The 17307-nt window shown below is 66.1% G+C and carries 15 protein-coding genes; 10 read left to right on the top strand and 5 right to left on the bottom strand.

Annotated features, from left to right (window positions below):
- Positions 1–11: 11 nt before the first annotated feature.
- The 3 genes from CI41S_RS05855 to CI41S_RS05845 form a co-directional block, all read right to left on the bottom strand.
- Positions 12–1604, bottom strand: coding sequence for a peptidoglycan L,D-endopeptidase MepK (locus tag CI41S_RS05855; protein WP_139857797.1), 1593 nt, complete (start codon positions 1602–1604; stop codon positions 12–14).
- A gap of 268 nt (positions 1605–1872) precedes the next feature.
- Positions 1873–4110, bottom strand: coding sequence for a L,D-transpeptidase family protein (locus CI41S_RS05850; RefSeq protein ID WP_139857796.1), 2238 nt, complete (start codon positions 4108–4110; stop codon positions 1873–1875).
- Between the two features lie 362 nt (positions 4111–4472).
- Positions 4473–5963: a sigma-54-dependent transcriptional regulator gene (locus CI41S_RS05845; RefSeq protein ID WP_139857795.1), complete on the bottom strand. Its 1491-nt coding sequence runs from the start codon at positions 5961–5963 to the stop codon at positions 4473–4475.
- A gap of 142 nt (positions 5964–6105) precedes the next feature.
- On the opposite strand from CI41S_RS05845, the gene CI41S_RS05840 reads away from it, so the two are divergent.
- Entirely contained in the window at positions 6106–8025 is a 1920-nt protein-coding gene (locus tag CI41S_RS05840) for a M3 family oligoendopeptidase (protein WP_139857794.1), read from the top strand.
- Between the two features lie 30 nt (positions 8026–8055).
- Here the strand turns inward: CI41S_RS05840 and CI41S_RS05835 are convergent, their stop codons facing one another.
- Positions 8056–8838 (bottom strand): sterol desaturase family protein, encoded by a 783-nt coding sequence (locus CI41S_RS05835; protein ID WP_139857793.1) that lies wholly within the window; start codon positions 8836–8838, stop codon positions 8056–8058.
- An 89-nt stretch (positions 8839–8927) separates the two neighbouring features.
- Between CI41S_RS05835 and CI41S_RS05830 the strand changes: the two genes are divergently transcribed.
- The 9 genes from CI41S_RS05830 (at position 8928) to CI41S_RS05790 (ending at position 16561) form a co-directional block, all read left to right on the top strand.
- Positions 8928–9632: a TetR/AcrR family transcriptional regulator gene (locus CI41S_RS05830; RefSeq protein WP_139857792.1), complete on the top strand. Its 705-nt coding sequence runs from the start codon at positions 8928–8930 to the stop codon at positions 9630–9632.
- Positions 9633–9761: 129 nt separating this feature from the next.
- Positions 9762–9914, top strand: coding sequence for an aa3-type cytochrome c oxidase subunit IV (locus tag CI41S_RS05825; RefSeq protein ID WP_139486570.1), 153 nt, complete (start codon positions 9762–9764; stop codon positions 9912–9914).
- A 143-nt stretch (positions 9915–10057) separates the two neighbouring features.
- Positions 10058–11182, top strand: a complete 1125-nt coding sequence (locus tag CI41S_RS05820) for a Re/Si-specific NAD(P)(+) transhydrogenase subunit alpha (RefSeq protein WP_139857791.1) — start codon at positions 10058–10060, stop codon at positions 11180–11182.
- Positions 11183–11193: 11 nt separating this feature from the next.
- Complete coding sequence (locus tag CI41S_RS05815) at positions 11194–11511, top strand: proton-translocating transhydrogenase family protein (RefSeq protein ID WP_139857790.1); 318 nt, start codon at positions 11194–11196, stop codon at positions 11509–11511.
- A 45-nt stretch (positions 11512–11556) separates the two neighbouring features.
- On the top strand, positions 11557–12954 hold the full coding sequence (locus tag CI41S_RS05810) for an NAD(P)(+) transhydrogenase (Re/Si-specific) subunit beta (protein ID WP_139857789.1): 1398 nt from the start codon (positions 11557–11559) through the stop codon (positions 12952–12954).
- A gap of 196 nt (positions 12955–13150) precedes the next feature.
- On the top strand, positions 13151–13969 hold the full coding sequence (locus CI41S_RS05805; protein ID WP_139857788.1) for an alpha/beta hydrolase: 819 nt from the start codon (positions 13151–13153) through the stop codon (positions 13967–13969).
- Positions 13970–14025: 56 nt separating this feature from the next.
- The gene (locus CI41S_RS05800) at positions 14026–15123 is read left to right on the top strand and encodes a calcium:cation antiporter (RefSeq protein WP_139857787.1); all 1098 of its coding nucleotides are present in this window, start codon (positions 14026–14028) and stop codon (positions 15121–15123) included.
- A 27-nt stretch (positions 15124–15150) separates the two neighbouring features.
- On the top strand, positions 15151–15435 hold the full coding sequence (locus CI41S_RS05795; protein WP_139857786.1) for a cupin domain-containing protein: 285 nt from the start codon (positions 15151–15153) through the stop codon (positions 15433–15435).
- 256 nt (positions 15436–15691) lie between these two features.
- Positions 15692–16561: a hypothetical protein gene (locus CI41S_RS05790; protein ID WP_139857785.1), complete on the top strand. Its 870-nt coding sequence runs from the start codon at positions 15692–15694 to the stop codon at positions 16559–16561.
- Between the two features lie 11 nt (positions 16562–16572).
- Here CI41S_RS05790 and CI41S_RS05785 read toward each other — a convergent pair whose 3' ends face one another.
- Positions 16573–17226: a tetratricopeptide repeat protein gene (locus CI41S_RS05785; RefSeq protein WP_139857784.1), complete on the bottom strand. Its 654-nt coding sequence runs from the start codon at positions 17224–17226 to the stop codon at positions 16573–16575.
- Positions 17227–17307: the final 81 nt, after the last annotated feature.

The following is a 17307-nucleotide window of genomic DNA, read 5'->3' as shown; positions in this document are numbered from 1 at the left end:
TTGCGTGGAGATCAGCGAAGCGAGGCGGTGCGCAGCACGAACGACTGGGTCGGTAGCGTAGCGGTGGCGGTGCCCGAGAAGCGGTCGCAGGTCATGCCCATCATCGGGTCATCCGAGAAGGTCATGGCGACGGAGGCCGCCGGCTTGATGAAATGCGCGCGCATCAGGCTCATGTCGGTGTCGCCCAGCACCGTGGTCAGCATGCCGTTGCTGGCGCTTGGCGCGAGCATCACGACACGCATCCAGAGATCGTTGCCCTTGGCGGCCGCGAGGCGCGCCGACGTCGTGACCACGCCCTGACCCTGCGCGCCCTTGGCCACGACAGTGTTGATTTCGGTGGATACGACGGCGGGATTGCGGGCCGGGCGCACGTTGCGCGGGATCAGCGCGGTGGCCGCGACGATGTTGGCGCGGTCAACCGGCGAGGCCGCCGGCGGCGCGAAGGCGAGCGCCTTGTTGAAGTTGTCCGTGGCGGTCGCGGTGGTCTGCGGATCCGCGGCGCCAACGGCTTCGCGGGCCTTCAGCGCCGCGATCTGCGCCGCGGAAGCCTGCTTGGCCGTGCCCGGCTCGTCACCCCAGAAGCCGCGGGCGTTGATGATATCGGCGGGCGAGGTCGGCTTCGGATCGGTGGTGGTATCGGCGGCCTGAACCGGCTTGGGCTTCGGCGCCGGGATGGGTTGCGCATCGGCGGCGGCGAGCTGGATGGTCGCGGCGATCTGCGGCTTGGCGCGCGGCATCGGAACCGGATCGGCGGCCTTGGCGGGAACTGCTGCGGCGACCACGGTGTTGGCCGCGGGCTTGCTGCTCACAGCAACGGATGCTTCCTCGTCATCCTCGCTCGACTTGCCGCCACCGAACAGCTTGGCGAACAGGTTCGGCTTGGCGACGGTCGCGGCATCGTCGCCATTGCCGCGGCGCTCGATGTCGGCCCGGGCGAGCTCATATCCCTTCAGCGGGTTGCCGTCGGTCGGCAGATGCACGGTGCGGCCATCCGGGAACACCCTGGCCAGCTGGTCACGCGTCATGCGCGGCCAGTGCCGAATGCTGCCGGTGTCGAGATGGACGAACGGCGAGCCGGAGGTCGGATAGAAGCCGACGCCACCGCGCTGCAGGCGCAGGCCGGCGTAGCGGATCTGCTCCAGCGGCACGCCGGGAATGAAGAAGTCCATCGCATGGCCCAGCATATGCTGGCTGTGGCGCGCCACACCCGAGGAGCGGCGGCGGAGCATCGCGTTGGTGGCGGGCGAGCGATAGGCGGAGATGATCTGGATCGGCTGCTTGCCGCCGACGTCGCGATAGACGTCCCAGAGGATGTCGAACAGGTGACGGTCCATCACCGTCTCATCCTGGTTGCGCCAGTCGCGCAGGAAATGATTGAGCTGCTTCAGCGCGGCCTCGTCATAGCGGCCTTCGCGCTTGAAGGTGACGGTGAGGTCTTCGCCGGAATGGGTGTGGTGGAAGGAGAGGGTGCGGGTCTCGTTCAGCGCGGTCGCGTCATGCACGGATCCGGCGCCCGCCAACAGCAATAGCGAGGTCAGGCCGACGCGGTATCCGGCCTTAGGCAGCAATAGCGAATTGAAGCGGCGTGCGAAGACAGCCAGCACTATGAGCCCACCCAAGTCGACGAGCGTTCGGTCGGCACCTTTCGCAGACCCCCCGCGAAAGACGGTGAACGCTTTCTTAAAGCGGGAGGGTTAACCGAGGTTTACCGACCCGCCCCCAAGTTAGCCTTAACTAACTTCTTGAGTGTGGCAAAAAAGAGCCCTGTTCCCCAGCAGAGACGGGTAATGGTTAACGTAAACGATCCCGCCTTGGGAGGTGAGATCGTTGATTTCACTTCAAAATTTACCCGAATCAGCCCCGCAACAGGGGTCAGCGGGTGATCACCCGGCGCTGCGGTTGGGCCTGGCCGCGGCGGACCGGCGGCGGTGCCGGCTGTGCAAAACCCCCGCCGAACAGCCGTTCGAAGAACGACGGTCCGGAGGAATTGAAGCCGGTGTTGTCGCCGCTGGCATAGACGTTGGAGGGCAGGCTGCTGCTCGGCGGGCGCGAGTAGCTCGGCTGCGAATGCGCGACCACCATCTCGAGATCCTTGCCGCGGTTGTTCTTGAGCAGCGACAGCATGGTGGCGTCGCGGCCGTAGACGTCCCTGCGGAATTGCAGCTTGCCGGCGTCGTCGACGAACGCGGTCTGGTAGGTGATGTTGACCGGGATCGGCGTCGGGAATTTCAGGTCGATCTCGCTCGAGCCGTACATGCTGCGGATCTTCTCCGGCGTGTAGCGCTCGTTCGGCATCGTGATGTTGAGCAGCACCGAGGCGTACTGATCCGGGTTCTGCACGCGCATGCAGCCGTGGCTGAAGGCGCGCTCGTCCTTGCCGAACAGGTACTTGTCCGGCGTGTCGTGCTGATAGACCAGGAACTTGTTCGGGAAGTTGAAGCGGATGCGGCCGAGCGCATTGGCTTCACCCGGCGGCTGCGAGATGTGGATCGAGCCGTCGCGGTTGCGCTCGAGGCGCAGGCCCATCCGCTGCAGCACCGTCGGGTCCTGCTGCAGCGCCGGCAGATACTCGTTGTAGATGATCGAGGGCGGCACGTTCCAGGTCGGGTTGACCGTGATGTACTTCATCGTCTCGGTCAGCAGCGGCGTGGCATGGGTGCCCGGCTTGCCCGTCACCACGCGCGTGGTCCAGACCTGCGCTCCGTTCTGCATCACCTTCAGCGTATAGTCGGGGATGTTGAGGATCACATAGGCGTTGCCGACATTGGCCGCGCCGAGCTGGCGCGGCAGCCAGCGCCAGCGCTCCATGTTGACGATCACGGTGTCGATCTGCTTGTCGCGCTTCGGGCTGTTCAGCGCCTTCACCGTGCGTTCGTCGAGCACGCCGGTCGGCTTGAGATCGACGCTGTTCTGGAATTTCTCCACCGCCCTGGCGACGGTCGCGTCATAGGTCGTGCTGTCGGGATTTTCCGTGATGCCGAGCTTGTTGCGCAGGTCCGGCACGCGCGGATCGTCCATCTCGACGGCGGGCTGCTTCTTCTTCGCGGCGACGTATTTCAGCGCAGGTCCCTCGGCGATCGTGATCACTGGGCCGTCGCCCTGGCCGCGCAGCTCGGCGAGCTTCTTCTTCAGCTCCTTGTAGAGTTTTTGCGGCGGGTTGTAGCCGTCGAGCGCCGTCGAGGCGTCCTTGGCGGAGGTCACGTTGGCGAACACTTCCGCCGGATCGATCGGATGTTCCGGATAGAGGATATCGCCCGACACCTGCGACCAATGCATGCGGCCGCTCTGCGCCTGGCGCGCGTAGTCCAGCATGCTGGCGGCGAGCTTCAGCTCGGCGTCGGCCAGCGCATCCGGCGAGGTTGCGGCGGCGAAATCCGGCACCGGGTATTCGGCCGGATCGAGGCCGTCGGCGGCGGCGTCCTTGAGGCGTGCGATCACGCCCTTGCCGGTCTCGGTCAGCTTGCCGCCATGCGTGAACACCGGCGCGTATTCGCGCGCCGAATAGAATTTCTCGGCCGCCGGACGTTCGTTCTTGCGGTCGAAGGTGCGCAGCGACTTGTTGGCGAGCATTTCGCGCAGCTTGTCGGCGACAGGCTGATCCTCGGCCGGAACGTTGCTGGCGGCCTTGACCGGCTCGGCGGCCGGAGCCGCAGCGGTCGCGGGAGCGGGAGTTGCGGCGGGCGCGGTGGCGGTGGCCGGGGCGGGCGCAGCCGCAGGCGGTGCGATGGCCGTGTCCGTCTTCGGCGCGTCGGCGGGCTTGGTTGCCGGCGCGGTGGCAAGATCGGCGGGCTTGGCTTCCGGAGCCGTGGCCGGCGCAGTGGGCTCGGCCGGCTTGGCATCGGCGGCTTGCGCATCGACCGGCTTGGTGTCGGCCGGCTTCGCGGCGTCGGGCAGCGCGGCGGTGGTATCCGCCTTGAAATCGGCAGCGGTCGGCGGCGGTACGTTGGCAGGTTCGGGGCGCGGGACCGCGGCGTCGATGGCAAGCTCCGCGGCACTGGTGCGAGGCGTGTCCTGTGCGAGGGCCGAGCTCGCGGACACCGTGAGGAAGGTTGCCGCGACGGCCATCAAGACGCGGTCAAATCCCCGACGGTTGTTCGAACAGTCACGCATCGTCACACCCCCTGGGTGAAACTGCCCCGGCTCTTGGAGCAGTTCAAATCAGCATCTGGTTTCACAGCTTGCGCGATAGCGCCGGCCTTCTTGATCGATTCGCACGCCTGCAACGCAACGAACGCAGACGATACATAGGCCCCTCTCATGCAGCCAGCGCCATGCGGGGCAACTCACGACAAACTGACCTCGAACCAACTGAATTCATTCGGGCTGTGCGTTTTTGCCACGCGGCACAGGCTTTGTCTGTCACCGCCAAGCCACGGTTCAAATGGTTCCCATCATTGCGGCCTTGAGGCCACAAGGCCTTGTTTCTCGTTCGAGCGTGATCTTCGGAGAACCGCATCACGCTCCAACTGGCGTTAGCTGGCGTCGCTGGTGCGCGTGCCGGCCGCGGCTTCGTCGAGCTTGCGGTAGAGCGTGGAGCGGCCGATTTTGAGGCGGCGCGCGACCTCCGACATCTGTCCACGATAATGCGAAATCGCGAAGCGGATGATCTCGTTCTCCAGATCTTCCAGCGGGCGCACATCGCCTGACGCGTTCAGCATCGCGAGGCCGCCCGCCGTGGGCAGGGGCGCCGGCGTTGGTATTTCGTTACCGGAATTCATCGCGGGTGCGGTCGACGGCGACACGATCAGCGGCTCGCCCTGCAGCGACTTGCCCTCGGGGACGGCGTGCGCCGTCGCCTGCGGGAAGTCGGCGAGGCCGAGCTGGTCGCCGTCGCTCATCACCACGGCGCGATACACGGTGTTCTCGAGCTGGCGGATGTTGCCGGGCCAGTCGAGTTGCGCGAGATGCGCCATCGCCTCGCCGCTGATGCCGCTGATGTTGCGGTTTTCCTCGGCGCAGAACCGGGCTAGGAAATGCCGCAATAGATGCGGGATGTCCTCGCGCCGTTGCCGCAGCGCCGGGATCGTCAGCGGCAGCACGTGCAGGCGATAGAACAGGTCCTCGCGGAACTGGCCGCCCTTCACGAGATCGAGCAGCTTGCGGTTGGTCGCCGAGATGATGCGGACATCGACCTTGACCGGCTTGCGTCCGCCGACCGCCTCGACGGTGCCCTCCTGCAGCGCGCGCAGCAGCTTGACCTGGGTCGCGAGCGGCAATTCGCCGACCTCGTCGAGAAACAGCGTGCCGCCATGGGCTTCGACGAACTTGCCCTGGTGTCGTTCGGTGGCGCCGGTGAAGGCACCCTTCTCGTGGCCGAACAGGATCGACTCGACGAGATTGTCCGGGATCGCGCCGCAGTTCACCGCGACGAACGGCTTGGCCTTGCGCTCGCCGCTGCCGTGGATGGCGCGCGCGAACAATTCCTTGCCGACGCCGGATTCGCCCTCGATCAGCACCGGGATCGTCGAGGATGCCGCCTTCTGCGCGGTGCGCAGCACGCCGGCCATCGCCTCGCTGCGGGTGATGATGTCGGAGAAGGTCAGCCGGCCCTCGCGGCTGTGCCGGATGCGCTGCAACTCGCCCTTCAGCGCGGAGGCGTTCAGCGCGTTGCGCAGCGAGACCTGCAGCCGCTCGAAGCCGACCGGCTTGACCACGAAATCCTGGGCCCCGGCACGCATCGCCGACACCACATTGTCGATGCCGCCATGCGCGGTCTGCACGATGACCGGGACGTTCAAACCAGCTTCACGAATCTTTGCGAGGACACCGAGGCCGTCGAGGCCGGGCATCACGAGGTCGAGCACCACGGCGTCGATGGTCTGGGTCTCGGATGCGGTCAGTGCAGCGACCGCCGCGTCGCCGGAGTCGACGACGAGGGGCTCATAGCCGCACTTCTGCACCATGTTTTCAACCAATCGGCGCTGTACGGCGTCGTCATCGGCGATCAAAATGGTGGCAGCCATGGTTTTCCCCGCACGCTACGATTATTTGTCTCGAATCGGGGCACTGTCGCCGATGCCGATTAACGCACTCTTAAACGTTGAACTCCCGCTTTGATTTCGCCGCAGCCGCCGTCTTACCGACTGAAGTAAGGTTTCGAACAAGATGACCTCGCGCTCCAAATCTGCTCTCGACAAGTCCGCTCTCCGCAAGGAAGCCACGCTTCGCAAGACAATTGCTGAACGCAAGACGACCGCACAACGCAAATCGGCCGCCGCAAAACCTGCGGCGAAAAAGCCGTCCGGCAACACGGCCAAGCTGCCCGAATGGAATCTGGCAGATCTCTACGCCGGTATCGACGCGCCAGAAGTCGCACGCGACCTCCAGAAGATGGATGCAGATTGCGTCGCGTTTGAGACCGAGTACAAGGGCAAATTGGCCGAAAATACCGCTCGCGACGGCGGCGGGAAGTGGCTTGCCGAGGCCGTCAGGCGTTACGAGGCGATCGACGATCTCGCCGGCCGTCTCGGCTCTTACGCCGGCCTCGTGCATGCCGGCGACAGCGTCGACCCCGCGATCTCGAAATTCTACGGCGACGTGTCCGAGCGGCTGACCGCGGCATCGGTGCATTTGCTGTTCTTTTCGCTCGAGCTGAACCGCGTTGACGATGATGTGATCGCGCGTGCGCTGGCCGAGCCCGAGCTCGGCCATTACCGGCCGTGGATCGAGGACCTGCGCAAGGACAAGCCGTACCAGCTCGAGGACCGCGTCGAGCAGCTCTTCCACGAGAAGGCGCAGAGCGGTTACGCGGCCTGGAACCGGCTGTTCGACCAGACCATCTCCGGCCTGCGCTTCAAGGTCGCGGGCAAGGAGCTCGCGATCGAGCCGACGCTCAACCTGCTGCAGGACAAGGCGGGCGACAAGCGCAAGGCCGCCGCGCAAGCGCTGGCAAAGACCTTCAAGGACAATGAGCGCACCTTTGCGCTCGTTACCAACACGCTCGCCAAGGACAAGGAGATTTCCGACCGCTGGCGCGGCTTCCAGGACGTTGCGGATTCCCGCCATCTCAACAACCGCGTCGAGCGCGAGGTGGTCGATGCGCTGGTCGCCTCGGTGCGATCAGCCTATCCCAAGCTTTCGCACCGCTACTATGCGCTGAAGGCCGGCTGGTTCAAAAAGAAGAAGCTGCCGCACTGGGACCGCAACGCGCCGCTGCCGTTCGCGGCAACAGGCACCATCGCCTGGCCGGAGGCGCGCAACATGGTGCTGACGGCCTATCGCGGCTTCTCGCCGCGGATGGCCGAGATCGCCGAGCGCTTCTTCGCTGATCGCTGGATCGATGCGCCGGTCCGGCCCGGCAAGGCGCCCGGCGCGTTCTCGCATCCGACCACGCCGTCGGCGCACCCCTATGTGCTGATGAACTACCAGGGCAAGCCGCGTGACGTGATGACCTTGGCGCACGAGCTCGGCCATGGCGTGCACCAGGTGCTGGCCGCGAAGAACGGTGCGCTGATGGCGCCGACGCCGCTGACGCTGGCCGAGACCGCCAGCGTGTTCGGCGAGATGCTGACCTTCAAGCGGCTGCTGTCGCAGACCAAGAACGCAAAGCAGCGCCAGGCGCTGCTCGCCGGCAAGGTCGAGGACATGATCAACACCGTGGTGCGGCAGATCGCGTTCTACTCGTTCGAGCGCGCGGTGCACACCGAGCGCAAGAACGGCGAGCTCACCGCCGAGCGCATCGGCCAGATCTGGCTCAGCGTGCAGGGCGAGAGCCTTGGACCCGCGATCGAGATCAAGCCGGGCTACGAGACGTTCTGGATGTACATCCCGCACTTCATCCATTCGCCGTTCTACGTCTATGCCTACGCGTTCGGCGATTGCCTGGTGAACTCGCTCTATGCGGTCTACGAGCACGCCTCCGAAGGTTTTGCCGAGCGCTATCTCGACATGCTCGCGGCCGGCGGCACCAAGCACTATTCCGAACTGCTCAAGCCGTTCGGGCTCGACGCCAAGGATCCGAAATTCTGGGATGGCGGCCTGTCCGTCATCGCCGGCATGATCGACGAGCTGGAGGCGATGGGCTGAGGCCGGCCATCGCCTGATCTCGCCCGCGCGTCACGCGCGCTGATCGGCGCCGCGGCCGAGGCTGTTCGGCCCGGCGGCCTCGGCGTTGACGTCGACAAAACCGAGCATCGCGGCCAGCCGGTCGCTCGCCGGCCGGTCGAACCCCGCCTCGCCCTCGAAGCTTGCCGGATTGCGGAACGTGCCGAGCAGCATGTCCCAGATCGGCAGGTCGCCGTAATTGTAGGCGTGCACGTCGCGCTGATGATGGATGCAATGCGCTTCCGGCCGCTGGATCAAGTAGCCCAGCCATTGCGGCGTCCGGATATTCATGTGCTGGAAGTAGCCATAGAACGCGGCGATGTAACCGGTCAGTGCCGCCGCGACCGGATCGAGGCCGAGCACGAGCGTCGTGGTGACGGTCGAGATCGTCAGGAAGACCAGGGTCTCCAGCGGGTGGAACAGCGCCGCCCCCGACATGTCGACGCGCTGCGGGCTGTGATGGATCTGGTGGAATAGCCGCCACATCAGCGGAAAGCTGTGCGCGCTGCGGTGCCAGGCGTAGCTGATCAACGACACCACGGCGTAGCCGAGCATCGCGCCGCCGATCACGCCAAGGCTCTCGAGATTGATCAGGCGGTGCTGCACAAGCCACGGCTCGGGGATCAGCAGCGGCGTCAGCGCCGCGAGCAGCCCCTGCACGATCAGGAAGGCGAGGCCCTTCAGCCGCCAATAGGGCACGGCGGGAAACGCCCGCGCCGGAAACAGCGTCTCGATACCGAGCATGACGAGATAGGTGACGGGGACGAGCAGGCCAAACACGTCGACTGCAGACATCGGAGCCCTCCGACCTTACGGTGTAAGTCTGATTTCACGATACAGCCTTCCAGTGTAAGGTTGCAAGCGATTCCTCGGAGGCGACGACATTGGCGAAATCGAAGCCGACGGCGGGCCGGCCGGCCCGGCCGTCACGCCGCAAGCCGAAGACCCGTCCGGCGTCCGGCCTGTCGCGGGAGCGGATTGCCGCCGCGGCGATGGCACTGGTCGATCGCGAGGGATTGGCGGCGCTCAGCACGCGCCGGCTCGGCAGCGAGCTCGGCTGCGAGGCGATGAGCATCTACCACCATTTCCCGGGCAAGACGCATCTGATGGATGCGCTGGTCGACCTGATGCTGAAGGCGGCCGAGGTCCCGATCATCGGGGAGCAGGGCTGGCTCGAGCGGCTGCGCCGCGCGGCGCACGGCTTTCGCGCCATGGCGCTCAAGCATCCGAAGTTCTTTCCGTTCTTTGCGACCCACCGCCTCAACACGCCGGCCGGCGTCGCCTTCATCGACGGCATCATCGGCATCCTGCGCGACGCCGGCTTTTCCGATCGCGACGCCGCGACCTATTTTCGCGAGATCGGCTACTACCTAACCGGCGCGGCGCTGGACGAGACCGCGGGCTATGCCAGGGGGCCGTCGGCCGCGGAACCGGTCTCCGGCGAGATGATCGCGGCGAATTTCCCTCACCTTGCGGCCGCCGCGCCCTATTTCCAGCCGCAGCATTTCCAGGCGACCTTCGAGACCGGGCTCGAAATCCTGCTGGACGGCATCTGGCAGGCGCATCGGTCTCGGCGCCGGGCGCCATAGCGGTTTGCGAACCCCGGCGGATTCGGGTCGATTGGCCTTCCAAATGGCCCGATTGGGACCGCGCCGTTGCCCTGTCTCCCCGTTTGCGGTAATGCCTCGCCGAACGCGAATTTCTGACTGGGGACAACGATGGCAGACCATAACGAAGTGGCCTACACGACCGCCGACGGCAACGATTACATCGCGCACGAGCAGACCTATGAAGGGTTCATCAAGCTCGTCAAATACGGCACCATCACCGTCGCCATCATCCTCATCCTGATGGCCTATTTCCTCGTCTGATCTCCTGATCGGTCAACGGTCCCGCCGTCCCGCGGCGGTGCCGGTATTCCTGTCGAGCCCGGTCCAAAGAAACCGGGTATCCAACCTGGCGAAAATAACGCTAGTTTGAAGACGCGTGCGCTGCTCGCGCCGCCGGAGGGCCCATGAAGATTGCCGTTGCCAAGGAAATCGATCCGTCCGAGCCGCGGGTTGCGGCTTCGCCTGATACCATCAAGAAATTCAAGGCGCTCGGCGCCGAGGTATTGGTCGAGCCGGGCGCGGGCATCAAGTCCGGCCTGCCCGATTCGGAGTTCACCGCGGCGGGCGCGACCGTCACCGCCGACGCGCTCAAGGACGCCGACATCGTCATCAAGGTGAAGCGGCCCGAGGCCTCCGAGCTTGCCAAGTACAAGCGCGGCGCGCTGGTCATCGCGATCATGGACCCCTACGGCAACGAAGCCGCGCTGAAGACGATCGCCGATGCCGGCGTCTCCGCCTTCGCGATGGAGTTGATGCCGCGCATCACTCGCGCCCAGGTGATGGACGTGCTGTCGTCGCAGGCCAACCTCGCCGGCTACCGCGCAGTCATCGAAGGCGCCGAGGCGTTCGGCCGCGCCTTCCCGATGATGATGACCGCGGCCGGCACCGTTCCGGCGGCAAAGGTGTTCGTGATGGGCGTCGGCGTCGCCGGCCTGCAGGCGATCGCGACCGCGCGGCGCCTCGGCGCAGTGGTCACCGCAACCGACGTCCGCCCCGCCACCAAGGAGCAGGTCGAATCGCTCGGTGCAAAATTCCTCGCCGTCGAGGACGAGGAGTTCAAGAACGCGCAGACCGCCGGCGGCTACGCCAAGGAAATGTCCAAGGAGTACCAGGCCAAGCAGGCTGCGCTGACCGCCGAGCACATCAAGAAGCAGGACATCGTGATCACCACCGCGCTGATCCCGGGCCGTCCGGCCCCGAAGCTGATCAGCGCCGAGATGGTCCGCTCGATGAAGCCGGGTTCGGTGCTGGTCGATCTCGCCGTCGAGCGCGGCGGCAATGTCGAGGGCGCCAAAGCCAACGAGGTCGTCGACATCGACGGCGTCAAGATCGTCGGCTACACCAACGTCGCCGGCCGGGTCGCGGCTTCGGCCTCGGGCCTCTACGCGCGCAATTTGTTCTCGTTCATCGAGACCATGGTCGACAAGGCCAACAAGGCGCTCGCGGTCAATTGGGACGACGAGCTGGTGAAGGCCACCGCGCTGACCAGGGACGGCGCCGTCATCCATCCCAGCTTCCAGCCGAAATAAGGAGACAAGCCATGGAGCATCTCGCGCAGGCCGTCGATCCCTTCGTGTTCCGGCTGTCGATTTTCGTTCTCGCCGTGTTCGTCGGCTATTTCGTGGTGTGGTCGGTGACGCCTGCGCTGCACACCCCGCTGATGAGCGTGACCAACGCGATCTCCTCGGTGATCGTGGTCGGTGCGCTGCTCGCGGTCGGCGTTGCCATGGTGTCGAGCGGCTCGGGCTGGGCCCGCGGCTTCGGCTTCGTCGCGCTGATCTTCGCCTGCGTGAACATCTTCGGCGGCTTCCTCGTCACCCAGCGCATGCTGGCGATGTACAAGAAGAAAGCCAAGTAAATGGCAACCACCTCGGGGTGATGCAAGAATTTGGGGGGACCTGAGATGAGCGCCAATCTCTCTGCACTGTTGTATCTCGTGGCGGGGGTGCTGTTCATCCTGTCGCTGCGCGGGCTGTCGAGCCCGGCGTCGTCGCGCCAGGGCAATATGTTCGGCATGATCGGCATGGCGATTGCGGTCGCCACCACGCTGGCCAGCCATCCGCCGGCCGACGGCGTCGCCTGGCTCTTGGTGATCCTCGCGGTCGCGATCGGCGGCGGCATCGGCGCGGTGATCGCGCGCCGCGTGCCGATGACCTCGATGCCGGAGCTGGTCGCCGCGTTCCACTCGCTGGTCGGCATGGCCGCGGTGCTGGTCGCCGCCGGCGCGTTCTATGCGCCGGAAGCCTTCGACATCGGCACCCCCGGCAACATCCACAAGCAGAGCCTGGTCGAAATGTCGCTCGGCGTCGCGATCGGCGCCCTGACCTTCACCGGCTCGGTGATCGCGTTCCTGAAGCTGTCGGCGCGGATGAGCGGCGCGCCGATCATCCTGCCGTTCCGTCACGCCATCAACATCGTGCTCGGCGTGCTGCTGGTCGTGTTCATCGTCGGCCTGGTGATGAGCGGCAGCGCGCTCGACTTCTGGCTGATCACCATCATCGCGCTGGCGCTCGGCGTCCTGATCATCATCCCGATCGGCGGCGCCGACATGCCGGTCGTGATCTCGATGCTGAATTCCTACTCCGGCTGGGCCGCGGCCGGCATCGGCTTCACGCTCGGCAACTCGGCGCTGATCATCACCGGTGCGCTGGTCGGTTCCTCGGGCGCGATCCTGTCCTACATCATGTGCCACGCGATGAACCGCTCGTTCATCTCGGTGATCCTCGGCGGCTTCGGCGGCGAGACCGCAGCCGTCGGCGGCGGCTCGGGCGAGCAGAAGCCGGCCAAGCTCGGCTCGGCCGACGATGCCGCCTTCATCATGAAGAACGCCTCCAAGGTCATCATCGTGCCCGGCTACGGCATGGCGGTGGCGCAGGCGCAGCACGCGCTGCGCGAGATGGCCGACATCCTGAAGAAGGAAGGCGTCGAGGTGAAATACGCCATTCACCCGGTGGCCGGCCGCATGCCCGGCCACATGAACGTGCTGCTCGCCGAAGCCAACGTGCCCTATGACGAGGTGTTCGAGCTCGAGGACATCAACTCCGAGTTCGCGCAGGCCGACATCGCCTTCGTGATCGGCGCCAACGACGTCACCAACCCGGCGGCGGAGGAGGACAAGACCTCGCCGATCTACGGCATGCCGGTGCTGCAGGTCTGGAAGGCCGGCACCGTGATGTTCATCAAGCGCTCGCTGGCCTCGGGCTATGCCGGCATCGACAACCCGCTGTTCTATCGCGACAACACCATGATGCTTCTCGGCGACGCCAAGAAGGTCACCGAGAACATCGTCAAGGCGATGTGAGGCCGCTGCGGTGGTGCTGAACCGGGAGTGGCATCGCGAGCATCGCATGCCGCCCCGGGCGACGTGCGAGCAGCGGATCAAATGGCACGCGGCGCATGCAGTGGCCTGCGCCTGCCGTCCTGTCCCCGACGGCATCAGGCTTGAGGTCGAGAAGCGGCTCAAGCTCCGCCGCAGAAAATAGCCGCGGTGGCCCGTGATGGCACTGGTCCTCACGATCCTGAAATGGCTGCTGATCGCAGCGGTGGTGATTTATCTCGCCGGCCTCGTGGTGCTGTTCGTCAAGCAGCGCGAGTTGCTGTTTCCGGCGCCGCCGGTCGGGCGGACCGCGCCCGCGGTCGCAGGGCTCCCCGAAGCCGAGGAGCACGTGCTGACCACCGCCGACGGCGAGAAGGTCATCGTCTGGCACGTCCCGGCGAAGCCGGGGCGGCCGGTGGTGCTGTTCTTCCCCGGCAACGGCGATTTCCTCGCCGGCCGCGTGCCGCGCTTCAAGGGCATCACGGCCGACGGCACCGGGCTGGTCGCGCTGTCCTACCGCGGCTACGCCGGCTCGAGCGGATCTCCGAGCGAGCAGGGGCTGTTGCAGGATGGCGCGGCCGCCTACGCGTTTGCCGCCGCGCGCTACCCCGCCGAGCAAATCGTTCCCTGGGGATTTTCGCTCGGCACCGGCGTCGCGGTCGCGATCGCCGCCGAGCATCGCGTCGCCAGGTTGATCCTGGAGGCGCCCTACACGTCGACCGCCGATGTCGCCAGCGAGGCGTTCTGGTACGTACCGATCCGCCTGCTGATGCGGGATCAATTCCACTCCGACCGGCGGATTGCCCGCGTCACGGCGCCACTTCTGATCATGCATGGCACCGACGATCCGGTGATCCCGCTTCTGCTGGGCGAGCGCCTGTTCAGCCTCGCCAACGAGCCCAAGCAGTTCGTGCGCATGCAAGGCGGCGGGCACGACAACCTCGACGATTTCGGTGCCACCGGCGTCGCCATGCGATTTGTCAACGCGCCGGGAGGCTGACGGCGGCGATTGTCTGTCGCATAATCGCGGCCGATCGATGTGAGGGACCTGACGACATGAGCGCACACGGACCGATGCCGCGGTCGGCCTGGCTGTATCCGGTGCTGGCGATGCTGCTGTTTGCCGCGGTCACGGTGTCCGGCTACGGCTTCGCGCCGTCGCCCGGCGGCTGGCTGTTTGCGCTCGTCCTGCTGGTGATCCTGTTCGGCACGGTGTTCGCGGCGGTCCATCATGCCGAGATGATCGCCGAGCGGATCGGCGAGCCGTTCGGAACCCTGCTGCTGACGCTCGCGGTCACCATCATCGAGGTGGCGCTGATCGCGACCATCATGCTCGGCGACACGCCGGCCCCGACGCTGGCGCGCGACACGGTGTTCGCGGTGGTGATGATCGTCTGCAACGGCCTCGTCGGCCTGTGCATTTTCATCGGCGGGCTGCGCTACCGCGAGCAGGATTTCCAGATCACGGGGGCGAACCTCTATCTCAGCGTGCTGTTCGTGCTCGCAACCATCACGCTCGACATGCCGAACTTCACGCTGACGGCGCCGGGGCCGGTGTACTCCACTGCCCAACTCGCCGTCGTCAGCACCGTGACCCTGCTGCTCTATGCGGTGTTCCTCTACACCCAGACCATCCGTCACCGTGATTACTTCGTCAGCGGCGCCAATGCGGCGGCCGAACATGGCGAGGTGATGTCGGACCGCATGCTGGCGATCAGCATTGCGCTGCTGGTGCTGTCGCTGCTCGCCGTGGTGCTGCTGGCCAAGAAATTCTCGCTGGTGGTCGATGTCGTCACCGTGAAGATCGGCGCGCCGCCGGCATTCGCCGGCCTCCTGGTCGCGATCCTGATCCTGTTGCCGGAAAGCGTCGCCGCGCTGTCAGCGGCGCGCAAGAACGACCTGCAGAAGAGCATCAACCTCGCGCTGGGCTCGTCGATCGCCACGATCGGGCTCACGGTTCCCGCCGTGGCGCTTGCCGCCTACACGCTCGACAAGCAGCTCGTGCTCGGACTCAGCAACCAGCACATGCTGATCCTGCTGCTCACCTTCATGGTCAGCATGCTCACCTTCGGCACCGGCCGCACCAACATCATGTTCGGGCTGGTGCACATGGTGGTGTTCGCCGTATTCGTGTTCATGGTGTTCGTGCCGTAGTTTCGTGTCGCAATGGAGAATCAGAAAATGCTCAGCGCCAAATCGGACGTCCAGGTGGATACGGCGGAGGTCCGCGTGACCGAATGGCGGCTGGCGCCGGGCAGCGCGACCGGTCCCCACACCCATGAGATGGACTACGTCATCGTGCCGATCACGGCGGGCGAGATGACGATCGTGGCGCCGAACGGCGACCGCTCGAAGGCTCAGCTCGGCGTCGGCAAGTCCTACTTCCGCAAGGCCGGCGTCCAGCACGACGTGCTGAACGAGACCGCCAGCGAGATCGTGTTCCTCGAGGTCGAGCTGAAGCCCTGACGCCGCGCTGCCGGAACCTCTGCAAAGCCCGAATGGCAGTTCCGAGCCTCAACGCTTGTGGACATTCATAAGCCGTTAACGCCTGCACGATGATCTGGATGGCGGATGCGTTCTGCGCAGGGGGCGCCTCCGGCTGAAACCAAAGTGACACCAAAGGTGACTGGCGGAACGGGCGTTTGCCACCGATCCGACGCAGTTGATCCCTCAATGTGCCTCAAAGTTCCAGCATGAAATCCAGGGCGGGGAGTGGCAGGCCATGCTGAGTTACTTGAAGAAATTCGTGATGGACATCTTGCCGTCAGTGGCGGCGACCATCATCGGCGCCTACATCGTTAACCACTACATCGTCGCCAAACCGGACGCCCCGGCCACCGCCGCCGTGTCCGCCGCCGCCGATCCCAAAGCCACTGATGGAAGGGCCACCGCCAAGCCGACCGAGAAGCCTGAAGCCGGCGTGAAGGCGAAGGGCATGTCGGAGCGGACGCTGATCGAACGCGCCGCGGCCGAGAAGGCCACCGTCACCGAGAAGCCCGCCGAGCAGAAGACGGCCGATGCGCCGGCCGAGACCGCCAGCATCCCCACCGACCCGCGCCATCGTCAGGCTGCGCCCAAGGCGGTCGCCAAGCTGACGCCAACAGCAGTGCCGCAGCCGGCCGCTCCTGCCGCGACGACACCGGCTGCGCCGGTTGAGGCGGCTGCACCGGACGAGGCCCGTGACGCCAACGATCTCGCGCGTGCGGCGATCGAGCGGCTGCGCCGGGAGCGTCCGCAGGACGCCGCCCGGACCCCGGACGCCGCCCGCACCGATGTCGCCCGCCTGCCCGAGACCCCGCGCGCCGCGGCGTCGCCGCCGATCCGGCCGCTGCCGCCGACGATCATGGTGTCGAACCCGGCCGGAGAGAACGCCGACCAGCCCGCGCAGCCGCGTCCGCCCTATGCCGCCAGCCCCCAGGACGCGAATCGGCTGACGCCCCCGGCCGATATCCCGGTTCCGATCGTGCAAGCCCCGCCGCTCGACCTGCGCGCCGAGGCCTCGATGCCCGCGCCGAAGGATGAGCGGACGTCGGTCACCGACGACGTGTTCTCCGGCATGAAGTCGATGTTCCACGCCGTCCTGCCGAAGTAAGCCTGCGAGATCTAGCCGCCGACGCGCGCCAGTCCGCTGCGCGCGCTTTCGTCCCTTGGCCGCAGCGCCAGCGCGCGGTTGTAGGAGGCCGCGGCCTTGGCCTTGTCGCCGAGCCGCTCATAGGCCTGTCCACGCGCACTCCAGGCGGCCACGTTGTTCGGAGACGCCTGCACGGCCTCGTCGAGGTCGGCGGCGGCTTCCCTGGCCTTGTCGAGTGCGAGGTAGCTGGTGGCGCGTCCGATCAGCGGCTCGGCCTTCTGCGGCGATAGCCCGCTCGCCGCGGTGAAATCCTCGACCGCCTGCTGATGCTGGCCCCGGCCCTGATAGATCACGCCGCGGCCATAGAGCGCCTGGATGTTGTAGGGGTCGGATGTGAGCGCCTGGTCGAACGCCGCCAGCGCCTCGTCGGTCTTGCCGGCGCGCGCCAGATCCTGGCCGCGCGCCGCCTGATCCTTGGCGCTGCTGATGTCCTGGCTGGTGATCGTGTCCGCCGGCTTGTCGGCGACGGGAGCCGAGGTTTTCGGCTTGTCGTCCGAACCCCATGATCCGAGGTCGAAGGAACAGCCGCCGAGCGTCAGGCCGAGCGCGCCGGCAAGGATGACGAGTCGCGACGCGTGCCGGCGGTACGCGGGTCCGAGACGAGGGCGGGGCGCCGGAACAGCCATGATGCAAAACGCTCGTGCAGGGGCTTTTGCATAGGTAACCCGGATCGCCGCCTGCTTCAAAACAACAACGCGGGCCCAAGG

Source organism: Bradyrhizobium ivorense, assembly GCF_900696085.1.
Lineage (GTDB): Bacteria > Pseudomonadota > Alphaproteobacteria > Rhizobiales > Xanthobacteraceae > Bradyrhizobium > Bradyrhizobium ivorense.
This window is presented reverse-complemented; position numbering and strand designations above follow the sequence as displayed.

What these genes read in the sequence shown, in the direction of transcription:
- CI41S_RS05850 (WP_139857796.1), bottom strand. Translation starts at nt 4,110, where the DNA reads ATGCGTGACTGTTCGAACAACCGTCGGGGATTTGACCGCGTCTTGATG.
- CI41S_RS05845 (WP_139857795.1), bottom strand. Translation starts at nt 5,963, where the DNA reads ATGGCTGCCACCATTTTGATCGCCGATGACGACGCCGTACAGCGCCGA.
- CI41S_RS05840 (WP_139857794.1), top strand. Translation starts at nt 6,106, where the DNA reads ATGACCTCGCGCTCCAAATCTGCTCTCGACAAGTCCGCTCTCCGCAAG.
- CI41S_RS05835 (WP_139857793.1), bottom strand. Translation starts at nt 8,838, where the DNA reads ATGTCTGCAGTCGACGTGTTTGGCCTGCTCGTCCCCGTCACCTATCTC.
- CI41S_RS05825 (WP_139486570.1), top strand. Translation starts at nt 9,762, where the DNA reads ATGGCAGACCATAACGAAGTGGCCTACACGACCGCCGACGGCAACGAT.
- CI41S_RS05820 (WP_139857791.1), top strand. Translation starts at nt 10,058, where the DNA reads ATGAAGATTGCCGTTGCCAAGGAAATCGATCCGTCCGAGCCGCGGGTT.
- CI41S_RS05815 (WP_139857790.1), top strand. Translation starts at nt 11,194, where the DNA reads ATGGAGCATCTCGCGCAGGCCGTCGATCCCTTCGTGTTCCGGCTGTCG.
- CI41S_RS05810 (WP_139857789.1), top strand. Translation starts at nt 11,557, where the DNA reads ATGAGCGCCAATCTCTCTGCACTGTTGTATCTCGTGGCGGGGGTGCTG.
- CI41S_RS05805 (WP_139857788.1), top strand. Translation starts at nt 13,151, where the DNA reads ATGGCACTGGTCCTCACGATCCTGAAATGGCTGCTGATCGCAGCGGTG.
- CI41S_RS05800 (WP_139857787.1), top strand. Translation starts at nt 14,026, where the DNA reads ATGAGCGCACACGGACCGATGCCGCGGTCGGCCTGGCTGTATCCGGTG.
- CI41S_RS05795 (WP_139857786.1), top strand. Translation starts at nt 15,151, where the DNA reads ATGCTCAGCGCCAAATCGGACGTCCAGGTGGATACGGCGGAGGTCCGC.
- CI41S_RS05790 (WP_139857785.1), top strand. Translation starts at nt 15,692, where the DNA reads ATGCTGAGTTACTTGAAGAAATTCGTGATGGACATCTTGCCGTCAGTG.
- CI41S_RS05785 (WP_139857784.1), bottom strand. Translation starts at nt 17,226, where the DNA reads ATGGCTGTTCCGGCGCCCCGCCCTCGTCTCGGACCCGCGTACCGCCGG.